This window comes from Methylobacterium indicum (assembly GCF_001043895.1).
Classification (GTDB): domain Bacteria; phylum Pseudomonadota; class Alphaproteobacteria; order Rhizobiales; family Beijerinckiaceae; genus Methylobacterium; species Methylobacterium indicum.
The window spans coordinates 1-11,036 of the sequence record NZ_JTHF01000269.1; the positions used below are offsets into that span (position 1 = coordinate 1).

9 protein-coding genes are annotated in these 11,036 nt (G+C 71.4%); 5 read left to right on the forward strand and 4 right to left on the reverse strand.

Annotation, left to right across the window (positions count from 1 at the left end):
• The first annotated feature begins 152 nt into the window (after nucleotides 1-152).
• The 5 genes from poxB to QR78_RS26545 all read left to right on the forward strand — a co-directional run bounded on the left by poxB (nucleotide 153) and on the right by QR78_RS26545 (nucleotide 7,075).
• Entirely contained in the window at nucleotides 153-1,886 is a 1,734-nt protein-coding gene (poxB, locus tag QR78_RS26525; protein WP_048430604.1) for a ubiquinone-dependent pyruvate dehydrogenase, read from the forward strand.
• Nucleotides 1,887-2,518: 632 nt separating this feature from the next.
• Nucleotides 2,519-4,867: a TonB-dependent siderophore receptor gene (locus QR78_RS26530; protein WP_048430605.1), complete on the forward strand. Its 2,349-nt coding sequence runs from the start codon at nucleotides 2,519-2,521 to the stop codon at nucleotides 4,865-4,867.
• Between the two features lie 8 nt (nucleotides 4,868-4,875).
• Nucleotides 4,876-5,184: a hypothetical protein gene (locus QR78_RS26535; protein WP_048430606.1), complete on the forward strand. Its 309-nt coding sequence runs from the start codon at nucleotides 4,876-4,878 to the stop codon at nucleotides 5,182-5,184.
• Entirely contained in the window at nucleotides 5,181-6,752 is a 1,572-nt protein-coding gene (locus QR78_RS26540) for a PepSY-associated TM helix domain-containing protein (protein WP_048430607.1), read from the forward strand. The genes QR78_RS26535 and QR78_RS26540 overlap by 4 nt, the downstream gene beginning before the upstream one ends.
• Nucleotides 6,749-7,075: a DUF3325 domain-containing protein gene (locus tag QR78_RS26545; RefSeq protein WP_048430608.1), complete on the forward strand. Its 327-nt coding sequence runs from the start codon at nucleotides 6,749-6,751 to the stop codon at nucleotides 7,073-7,075. The genes QR78_RS26540 and QR78_RS26545 overlap by 4 nt, the downstream gene beginning before the upstream one ends.
• Before the next feature lie 522 nt (nucleotides 7,076-7,597).
• Here QR78_RS26545 and QR78_RS26550 read toward each other — a convergent pair.
• From QR78_RS26550 to QR78_RS26565, 4 genes are all read right to left on the reverse strand, one after another.
• Nucleotides 7,598-8,395 carry an inositol monophosphatase family protein gene (locus QR78_RS26550; RefSeq protein ID WP_048430609.1) on the reverse strand — a complete coding sequence of 266 codons (798 nt, stop codon included), beginning with the start codon at nucleotides 8,393-8,395 and terminating at the stop codon, nucleotides 7,598-7,600.
• 50 nt (nucleotides 8,396-8,445) lie between these two features.
• Entirely contained in the window at nucleotides 8,446-9,342 is an 897-nt protein-coding gene (locus QR78_RS26555) for a dihydrodipicolinate synthase family protein (RefSeq protein WP_048430610.1), read from the reverse strand.
• 2 nt (nucleotides 9,343-9,344) lie between these two features.
• Complete coding sequence (gene nudC / locus QR78_RS26560; protein WP_048430611.1) at nucleotides 9,345-10,259, reverse strand: NAD(+) diphosphatase; 915 nt, start codon at nucleotides 10,257-10,259, stop codon at nucleotides 9,345-9,347.
• 160 nt (nucleotides 10,260-10,419) lie between these two features.
• Entirely contained in the window at nucleotides 10,420-10,926 is a 507-nt protein-coding gene (locus QR78_RS26565) for a hypothetical protein (protein WP_048430612.1), read from the reverse strand.
• Nucleotides 10,927-11,036: the final 110 nt, after the last annotated feature.

The following is an 11,036-nucleotide window of genomic DNA, read 5'->3' on the forward strand; positions in this document are numbered from 1 at the left end:
CGCCGTAGACGCGCTCCACGCCGGCATGTTCGAGGGTCTCGACGACGAGGTCGGCAACGGTTCGGCTCGCCATGGTGGTCTCCTGAGCGCGAGGCCGCGGCGGGCGGGCCGAAGCGGCCGACCCGGCGCGGCCTCGCGCTCAGGAGACCACCATGGCGAGCCGAACCGTTGCCGACCTCGTCGTCGAGACCCTCGAACATGCCGGCGTGGAGCGCGTCTACGGCGTCGTCGGCGACAGCCTGAACGGCCTCACCGAGTCGATCCGGGCACGAGGCAGCCTCCGCTGGGTGCATGTCCGCCACGAGGAGGTCGCGGCCTTCGCGGCCTCCGGCGAGGCGCAGGGCACCGGCGGGCTCGCGGTCTGCGCCGGCTCCTGTGGCCCGGGCCACCTCCACCTCATCAACGGCCTCTACGACGCCCACCGTTCCCGCACGCCGGTGCTGGCGATCGCCGCCCACATCCCCTCGGCCGAGATCGGCACCAACTACTTCCAGGCCACCCACCCGGAGGCGCTCTTTCGGGAATGCAGCCACTATTGCGAGATGGTCTCGGACCCGGCGCAACTGCCCTACGTCCTCGAGATCGCGATCCGCACGGCTGTGTCCAAGGGCGGCGTCTCCGTGGTGGTGATCCCGGGCGACGTCGCCCTCAAGGAGGCGCCCGCCCGGGCTCTCGCCGCGCCAGCGACCCTGGCGCCGAAGACCCCGATCGTCCTGCCGCCGGCCTCCGAACTCGATGCGCTCGCCGCCCTCCTCGACGGCGCGAAGAACGTGACCCTGTTCTGCGGCCGCGGCTGCGCCGGGGCGCGGGAGCAGGTGCTGCGCCTCGCCGAGACCCTGAAGGCACCGGTGGTCCACGCGCTCGGCGGCAAGGAGCATGTCGAGCACGACAACCCCTACGACGTCGGGATGACCGGGCTGATCGGGTTCTCCTCCGGCTACGCCGCGATGGAATCCTGCGACGCCCTGCTGCTGCTCGGCACCGACTTCCCCTACCGCCAGTTCTATCCCGAGAAGGCCAGGATCGCGCAGATCGACATCCGGCCGGAGAATCTCGGCCGCCGCTGCCGGCTCGATCTCGGCCTCGTCGGCGATGTCGGGGTGACGATCGCCGGCCTGCTGACCCGGCTGACGCCGCGGGAGGATTCGCGCCACCTCGACAGGTGCCTCAAGCACTACGCCAAGGCCCGCGAGGGCCTCGACGAGATGGCCACCGGCACGCCCGGCCGCGCGCCGATCCACCCGCAATACCTGACCCGGCTGGTGAGCGAGGCCGCCGCCGCCGACGCGGTGTTCACGGCGGATGTCGGCACGCCCACCATCTGGGCGGCGCGCTACCTGACGATGACGGAAGGCCGACGGCTGATCGGCTCCTGGTCGCACGGCTCGATGGCGAACGCCATGGCGCACGCGATCGGGCTCAAGGCCGCCCTGCCCGGCCGGCAGGTGATCGCGCTCGCCGGGGATGGCGGCTTCACCATGCTGATGGGCGATCTCCTCACCCTGGTGCAGGAGAAGCTGCCGGTGAAGGTCGTGGTGTTCAACAACGGCACCCTCGGCTTCGTCGAGATGGAGATGAAGGCCGCCGGCTACCTCGATACCGGCGTGGCGCTCCAGAACCCCGATTTCTCGGCCATCGCCCGCGCCGCCGGCCTGCACGGCCGCCGGGTCGAGGATCCGGGCGAGCTGGAGGGCGCCATCGCCGAGATGCTGGCCCATGACGGCCCGGCCCTCCTCGACGTGGTGACGAACCGCCAGGAGCTCGCCATGCCGCCCAAGATCCAGGCCGAGCAGGTGAAGGGCTTCAGCCTCTACGTGATGCGGGCGGTGATGAACGGCCGCGGCGACGAGATCCTGGACCTCGCCAAGAGCAATCTGTGGCGATAGGACCGCCGGCCCTCGTCCACAGCCCGGTGCCGGGCGATGCACGCGGGCATCGCGTCCATTCGTCGCGTGCTCTCCAGTAAAGCGCAACATCTCCCCCCCTCCCGTGTGGGAGTGGGGCTTTGCGATCGACGATCGCCCATGATGATGTTGCGTTTTCATAACAGGCGCGGACCGTCGTGTCGGCAGCCCGACACTCGCGATCGACTCGAAAACGTTCTCCTCGCCCCGCCCCTCTCTCCCGGACAGGAGAAGGGGATCACGCGCGTGTCTTGAGCGAGCCTGATCGCGACCTCGCGAGGGCGCGCGCCCGACTCAAGCTAAGCCTTTCGGCCTAAACCTTCCGCGACCCTGCGTCGGCGGGACGCCGGTACCAGTCCATCCGGTCGTGAACCTCGCGTCTTGTCATTCGACGACATCCGATCACGAAACATAAATCGAAGCGCCGTCTCCGCGGCGAAACCGTCAGGATATCGACCGTCATATATCAATACTCTCATTGTAATAGCTATAAAACATAGTTCTTGTTCGATCCTGATAGTTTTGCCATTTGGTTTCCAGGCACGGCCGTCGTCGCTTCCAATGCAGAGCTCTCGGCCGTCGCCAGTATTCCCGTTCGCCTCCCGGATTCCGTCATGCCCGTTCCGTCGTCGCGTCGCGTCTCGTCCCCTCGTCTCGCGGGGCGTCGATTGACCCGGTCGCTCCTGTCGGGCGTGGTTCTGTCGGCGGGGATCGGCGCAGCGCGGGCCCAGGACGCGGCAGAGTTGGCGCTCGACGCCATCACGGTCGAGGGCGCGGTGCGGCCCGTGACCGCCACCGCGGCCGGCACCCAGCCGGGCGGCGCCCGCGGGCCGGTGCCGGGCTACGTCGCCTCGCGCAGCGTGGTGGCGACCAAGACCGACACCCCGATCCTCGAGACCGCGCAGTCGATCACCGTCATCGGCCGTAAGCAGATCGAGGACCAGAACGCGCTCACCATCAACCAGGCCCTGCGCTACAGCCCGAGCGTCACCACCGAGCAGCGCGGCGGCGCCGGCGCCACCCGGCTCGAGCAGTTCTATATCCGCGGGTTCCAGGCGCCCCTCTTCCTCGACGGCCTGCGGCTGCCCGGCGGCCGCGACGCGGCGCCGTCGATCGACCCGTACCGGATCGAGCGCATCGACGTGGTCAAGGGCCCGGCCTCGGTGCTCTACGGCCAGTCGGGCCCCGGCGGCATCGTCAACTTCACGTCGAAGATGCCGCAATTCGTCCGCCACGGCGAAGTCTTCGTCCAGGGTGGCGGCTTCAGCGAGGTCCGGGGCGGGTTCGACGTCGGCGGGCCGATCGCCGCCGAGACGACGGTGCCGGGCACGGAGGAATTCGCGTTCCGGGTGACGGGGCTCGGCTGGAAGGGCGACGGCCCGGCGGTGACGACGACCGTCGAGCGCGCCTTCATCGCCCCGAGCCTGACCTGGCGCCCCTCCACCGACACCTCGCTCACCCTGCTCGGCGTCTACGAGCGCGACCCGTTCTCGGGCTTCTACGGGAGCTTCCCGGCCTACGGCACGGTGTTTCCGCGCAACTTCGGCAACGGCATCGTCGGCCGGCTGCCGGTGAACTTCTACGACGGCGACCGCAGCTTCGAGCAGTCGGACCGGACGCAGGGCTCGGTCACCTACATCCTCGACCACCGCTTCAGCGACGCGTTCCGCTTCCACTCCGCCGGTCGGGTCCTGCGCACCGAGGGCGATTACCGCAGCGTCTACACCGCGTTCAGCTCCAACACGCCGCTGTTTCCGCCGACCTCCCTGACTACCGGGCCGCTGATCGGTCGCTCGCGGATCTCGACCCAGGTCGGCGTCGACGCCTACACCATCGACAACTACTTCGAGGCGAAGTTCGACACCGGGATCCTCGGCCACACCGCGCTCCTGGGCGTCGACCACCAGACCATCCGCACCCGCACCCTGTCGGGTCCGTTCCCGGCCACCGCGGCGCTGAACGCGCTGGCGCCGAACTACGACCAGAACTTCGCCGTGCCGGCCTACACCACGGATGCCCGCATCAGCGCGCAGCAGACCGGCGTCTACCTGCAGGACCAGATCAAGCTCGACCGCCTGGTCCTGACGCTGGGCGGCCGCTACGACACCGCCCGCCAGTCCGGGCCGACCCGGACGCTCGCCACCGGCGCCGTCGCCACCCAGGACGTGCCGGCCGACGCGCTGACCTACCGAGCGAGCCTGCTCTACCTCTTCGACAGCGGTATCGCGCCCTACGTCTCCTACAGCGAGGCGTTCGAGCCGATCGTCAACGGGCGCCTCTTCGATCCGGCCTTCGGCACCGCCGGGCGCATCCCGGACCCGATCTCGAGCCGGCAATACGAGGCCGGCATCAAGTACCAGCCGCCGGGCACCGAAATCCTGCTCACCGCCGCGGCCTTCGACATCAAGCGCTCGAACTCCCTGACGCCGGACCCGAACAACCTCAACTTCAGCCTCCAGACCGGCGAGGTCGGCGTGCAGGGCGTCGAGTTCGAGGCCCGCGCCACCCTGGCGGAAGGCCTGAGCCTCGTCGGCGGCGTGTCGTTCCTCGACATCCGCAACACCCGCGACACCAGCACGACCTTCAACCAGGTCACCGGCCAGCAGGTGCCGATCGTGGGCCTGCGCCCGGTCCAGGTGCCGGACCGCACCGCCTCGCTGTTCGTCGATTACCGGTTCCGGTCCGGCCCGCTCACCGGCTTGAGCCTCGGCGGGGGGCTGCGCTATCTCGGCGGCTCCTGGGGTGATCCGGCCAACACCTTCCGGGTGCCCGAGAACGTGCTCCTCGACGCGGTGGCGAGCTACGACCTCAAATACATCGATCCGAAGCTCTCGGGCTTCAACCTCCAGGTCAACGCCCAGAATCTCCTCGACCAGCGCACGGTGACCGGCTGCTTCTCCTACGCCTCCTGCTTCTACGGCCTGCCGCGCACGGTCTATGCGACCCTGCGTTACCGTTGGTAAGAGACCCCATGAGCGGATCACTCACCCTCGCCAAGCGGGCCGCCGTGGCCGGCCGCGTCGTCCTGGCGGTCGGCGGCGGCTACGGGATCGCGGCGCTCGCCACCATCCTCCTGTCGCTGACGCTGCCCCTGCCGCGCGCCGAGGCCGTGACGGCGGCGACGCTGGCGAGCTTCGCCGTCATGGTGGGGGTCGTCGTCGTCGCCTTCGCGGCCCGCTCGCTCGGGCGCGCCGCCGCGATCCTCGGCGGCCTCGCCCTCGCGCTCGCCCTCGCCCTCCGGCTCGCCACCGGCTCGTTCCCGTTCGGATTCGGCTCATGAAGCAGGGTTTCCGCCAGTCCATGGCCTGGCTGCACACTTGGTCCGGCCTCGTCGTCGGCTGGGTGCTGTTCGCCGTCTTCGTCACCGGCACCGCGACCTATTACCGGGCCGAGATCTCGCGCTGGATGCAGCCGGAGCTGCACCGGCAGGCGGCGATCGGTCCCGAGGCCCTCGCCCATGCCGCCGATCTGGCGGTGGCCCATCTCGAGGCCCATGCGGGCGAGGCGCGGAGCTGGTTCATCGGCCTGCCGACGCCGGAGCGGCCGCTCGTCGAGCTGTTCTGGCGCACGCGGCCCGGGACGGCGCCGGACCACGTCCTCCTCGACCCGCGGACCGGGGCGCCGGCCGCGATGCGGGCGACGAAGGGCGGCGACCTTCTCTACCGCTTCCACTTCGAGCTGCACCTGCCCCCGCTCTGGGGCCGCTGGATCGTCGGGATCTGCGCCATGGTGATGCTGGTGGCGCTGGTGAGCGGCATCGTCACCCACCGGCGGATCTTTTCCGACTTCTTCACCCTGCGGCGGGACAAGGCGGCGCAGCGGGGCTGGCTCGACGCCCACAACGTCAGCGGCGTGCTGGCGCTGCCGTTCCACCTGATGATCACCTATACGGGCGTCGTCACCCTGGCGATCATGTACATGCCCTGGGGCGTCACCGCCGCGTACAAGGGCGACCAGTTCGCCTACTTCGCCGAAACCGGCCAGATCACGAAGGCCCGCCCGGCCGCCGGGCAGCCCGGCACCCTCGCCCCGGTCGGGCCGATGGTGGCCCGGGCGCTCGCGACCATCCCCGAACCCCTCGAGCGGCTCGTCGTCTCCAACCCGCGCGACGCGAATTCCACGGTCGTCGCGGTGTTCGAGGAGCCGCACGGCCTCTCGCACGAGCACCCGCAGGTCGCCTTCGCGGGCACCAGCGGGACGATCGTCGAGGTTCTGTCCGGCGGCCTGCGCCCGGCCGCCAAGACCTTCACCACGATGGTCGGCCTGCACGAGGCCCATTTCGCCGGGCCGGCCCTGCGGGTGCTGTTCTTCCTGTGCGGGCTGATGGGCTGCGCCATGGTGGGGAGCGGGCTGGTATTGTGGACCGTGGCCCGGCTGCCCAAGGCCGGGACCGCGACCGGGTTCGGCTGGCGCCTCGTCCACACGCTCAACATCGGCACGATCGCGGGTCTGCCGGGGGGCATCGCCGCCTATCTCATCGCCAACCGGCTCCTGCCCGCCGACCTCGCCGGCCGGTCGGAGCGGGAGGTCCAGGCCTTCTTCGGGGTCTGGATCCTCGTCGCGGCGGCGGGAGCGGCGGCGAATGCCTGGCTGGCGCCGCGCCAGGCCTGGCGCGGTGCGCTCGCCGCGGTCGCCGGGCTGTTCGCCGCCGCCGTGCTCGCCGACCTCGTCCTCGCCCGGGCGCTCTGGGACGATCCCGCCTGGTTCCTCGGCTTCGACGCCGTGCTCCTCGCCGTCGCCGCCGGCTTCGCGCTGATCTCGCGCAAGGTCGACCGCTTCCGGGCGCCCGGCCGGGCGCGCCGGGAGGCCGCCGCCGCCGTCGGCACGCCGCGGATGGAGCGGGCATGACACTCCTCGTCGCCGGGGGCCTCGGCTTCCTCGGGCTCGCCGCCCTCTGCCTGAGCCTGGGCCGGCATCACCAGGCGCTCTGGCCCTCACCGCCGACGCGCCCGCGGGTGCTCGGCCTTCGCGCCGCGGGCTGGACGCTGGTCGCCCTCTCGCTCGCCGCCGCGCTCCACTTCGACGGCGGGGCCTTCGGCCCGGTCCACTGGCTGGGATCGCTCATCGGAGCGGCCCTGCTCCTCGTCGTCACGCTGTCCTACCGGCCCCGCGCACTCGTCTGGATGGCGGCGCTCGCGGTGGTGGTCACGTTCGGAGCGGCTTTGGCCTGACGGGGGAAGGCCGGACACCGGGTCTCGCTGCGCAACCTTGGAACGATCACGCCGAGACCGGAACCGCCAGGAACGTCAGATTGGATATCAAAAAATCGTCCCAATCAATACTATGCTTGAATTTCACCAGACGTTCTTTCCCGCCTTCGACCTCATCCTGGGGTATCAGAGCCAGTTTGATTGGCTTCTCGAGTCGATCTGGCGCAGAACTCGCCACCTCACCTCGTCATCCTGGGGCCGCGAAGCGGAACCCGGGATCCATGAACTCTGACGGCGCAGGATCAGGCGATCAGCGTTCCATGTCTTCCTGCTTCGCCAGCGGTTATGGATCCCGGGTTCCCGGCGACGCCGGGCCCCGGGATGACGATGGAGGGTCTTGGATCCACTCTCGCAATCAAACGCGCTCTGGTGGACTGACGCCTCACGATGAGGTCGAGAGTGGGATCCGACGCCTCGCCGGCCCTGCGCTGCGGATCGTCCGTCGGCGAGCGTAAGCCCTCCGGTCTGCGCCGGTCCGGTCGCTCACCCCCGCCGCGACGCCTCGCCGAGCCGGCGCAGGTCCGCCACCACGGCCGGATTGCCCGAATAGAGCAGGCCGCCGGTGAGCATGTCGTCGGAGCCGAGATACTCCGCGACCCCGCCCGCCTCGCGCACCAGCAGCAGGCCGGCATAGCAGTCCCAGGCGTTGAGGCCGGGATCGTAGTAGCCGGCGAGGCGCCCCGCGGCGACGTAGGCGAGCATCAGGGCGCCCGAGCCGTTGCGGAAGAGCACGCCGCCCTCGTCGTAGAGGCCGCGCACGAAGGCGGCGGCTTCCGCCGCGGGGGTCTTCTGGGTGGCGCCGAAGCCGATATTGGCGGAGGCGAGCGTGGCGGCCGGATCGACGCGTAGGGGCCGGCCGTTCAGGGTCGCGCCCGCGCCGGCGAGCGCCGCGTAGGTCTCGCGCAGCACCGGCGCCTCGATCACGCCGGCCGCCAGGCCCTCGGGACCCCGGATGCCGATCGACACGCACCAGTTCGGCTGGCCGTTGAGGAACGGGCTGGTGCCGTCGATCGGATCGACGACCCAGACGTAGCCCGACCGGCTCGGGACGGGATCGTGCTCCTCGCCGATCACGCCGTCCTCGGGAAAGGCTTCGGCGATGCGGGCGCGGATCAGCAGCTCGACCTCGCGGTCGGCCTGCGAGACGAGGTCCTGGGCGCCCGATTTCTGCTCGATCACCAGCCGGTCGCGGGCGTCGAAGAACCCGAGCGCGGTCTCGCCGGCGGCGCGGGCGATGGCGAGGGCGGCGTCGTAGCGCGCGCGGGCGGCATCGGTGGTCATGATCGATCCTTCGAAAGTGGCGATGCGGCCGTCCTACACGGCCGGTGATCTCAGGGGTGCGACGGTGTGCCGGCGCTCACCGCCGCGAGCGCCGCCGCGATGGCGGCGCGGGCCTCCGGCGAGGCCGGGCTCTGGGGCGGCACGGGATCGCCGACGGCGTAGCCCTGCATCTGGAGCGCCGCCTTGACGCAGGCCGCGAGGTTGTAGCGGGCAAAGACCTCGTTGAAGGCCCAGACCCGCTTCTGCAGGGCGACCGCCTCCGGCCAGTTCCCCTCGCGGCACAACCGGTAGAGCGCCAGGCAGTCCCGCGGGATGACGCAGGCCGGGCCGGCGAACCAGCCCTTGCCGCCGAGCATCATCACGCTCGCGGCGATGTGCGAGGAGGCGGCGAAGACGTCGAGGTCGTCGCCGACGCGGTTGAGGATCGAGAGGAGCCGCCCGGTATTGGTCGAGGCGTCCTTGATGCCGACGATGTTCGGGTGACGGGCGAGCCGCGCGATCGAGGCGACCGAGAGGTCGGCGCGCTGGAAGTTCGGGTTGGTGTAGAGGATGATCGGCAGGTCGGTGGCGTCGGCCACGCTCAGGAAGTAGCGCTCGACCTCCGCTTCCGTCAGCGGGAAGTAGGCGTCGAGGATCAGCACGATCCCGTCGGCCCCGGCCGCCCGGCAGGCCTTCGCCTGGGCCACCGCACCGCGGATCGCCGTCGAGGCGACGCCGGGCAGGACCGGCACCCGGCCGGCGGCAGCCGCCACCACCGCCGCCACGGCCTCCCGCTTCTGCGCCTCGTCGAGATAGGCGAACTCGCCGGTCGAGCCGAGCGGCGTCAGGCCGTGGACGCCCGCCGCGATCAGGTCGTCGCAGAGGGCGGCCATCACCCCGGCCTCGATCCGCCCCTCGGCATCGAGCGGCGTGACGAGGTAGGGGATGATGCCGTGGAACCGCGCCATCCTCACCGCTCCGCGAAGAGGCGGACCAGGGAATGGGCGATCGCCATCGGGGGTGGGGTCATCAGGCCGTCCGGGTGGGTGCGCTCCAGCATCCGCCGCACCTCGTCGCGGGTGAACCAGCGGGCGTCCTCCAGCTCGGTGCGGTCGAGCACCAGGGCGTCGCCCGACGCCTCGCCCTCGCAGCCGATCATCAGCGAGGACGGGAACGGCCAGGGCTGCGAGAGGTGGTAGCGCACCGCGCCGACCCGCACGCCCGCCTCCTCGAAGGTCTCGCGCCGCACCGCGTCCTCGATGGTCTCGCCCGGCTCGAGGAAGCCGGCGAGGCACGAATAGACGCCCGGCGCGAACCGGGCCTGGCGGCCGAGGAGGCAGCGGTCGCCGTTCGTCACCAGCATGATCACGACGGGATCGGTGCGGGGAAAATGCTCGGTGCCGCAGGCGGCGCAGTCCCGCCGGAAGCCGCCGCAGGACGGCGTGGTGGCGGCCCCGCAATTGGCGCAGAAGCCGTGGCGGGCGTGCCAGCCGAGCAGCGACTTGGCGGTCGCCATCACCCCCATCTCGGGGGCCGGCACCGCCCCCTCGACCGCGACCGCGCGGGCATCGAGCACCCGGTAGGCCGGATCGTCGCGGTAGACAGCCGCCGCATCGGCCGGCAGCGCGCCCGCGAAGGCCGGCCGGCCGCCGACCCGGCCGAGAAACAGCTCGGGCGCGGGCGCGCCGGCCCGGGCGGCGTCCTCGCGAGTGAGCAGGCAGGTCGCCCCCTCGCCGGTCACCCGCAGCACCGGCACGTCGCCGCAGAACAGGAGAAGGCTCGCATCGGGCGTGTCGGCGAGCGTCGGGGTCGGGCCGGTGCGCTCGGCCGAGTGGCGTTCGAGCAGGCTGTGGGCGTAGCCGAGGCGATCGAGGGAGACGGTCAAGGCGGGAAGACCTCATGCGGCGGCGTGCGAAAAGCCCGGCGCGGCCCCTCGCGGCGATCCCAGCATGGGCAGGCAAACCCGTGAGAAATCAAGGCGGCGGCGGGCGGACGCGATGCCCCGGGCGCGGCGCCATGCTCCGGGCGCAGGCATCGGCGCGCCGTCAGCCGGCGGCGCGCGGGGTGCGGACGAGGGAGAGCAGGGCCCCGACGATCGCCGCCGCGGTCAGGCCGGCGATGGCCAGGAGGGTGATCGTGCGGTTCCACAGCCGGTCGAGGCCGAGATCGGTGGTGACGAAGTCCGGCCGGGCGGGATCCGCCATGACCCCGACGCGGTAATCGCCGGCCTCGATCCCGGAGAAGACGTAGTTCACCCGGCGCGTCACCGTCCCGTCGGGCGTGCGCAGCGCCAGGGTCGCGTCGCAGATGTGGATGAACAGCTTGGCGCTGCACCTGCCGTCGCTGATCCGGGCCTGCTCGGCGGGCTTCGCCGCGGCCCGGACCTGCCAGTCCGAGACCACGGCCGGCGCGGTGTAGACCGCGCAGGCGACAAGAATGCCCCCGAGCGCCACGACGCCGAGCAGGACCCACAGGGTGTTGAGCCGGCCGCGCCCCCGGGGCGGCAGCCGCAGGGTGTCCGGGGACGGGGCGGGGTCCGGCGATCGGGTCATGGCGGGCTCCTCAGGCGGGCTGGGTTGCGGCAGGCTCGGCGCGGGCAGGACCGGGCGCGGAGGGCGCGGCCGCGGCGAGGATGCGCCGTGCCTCGGTGGCCGCCCGGTAG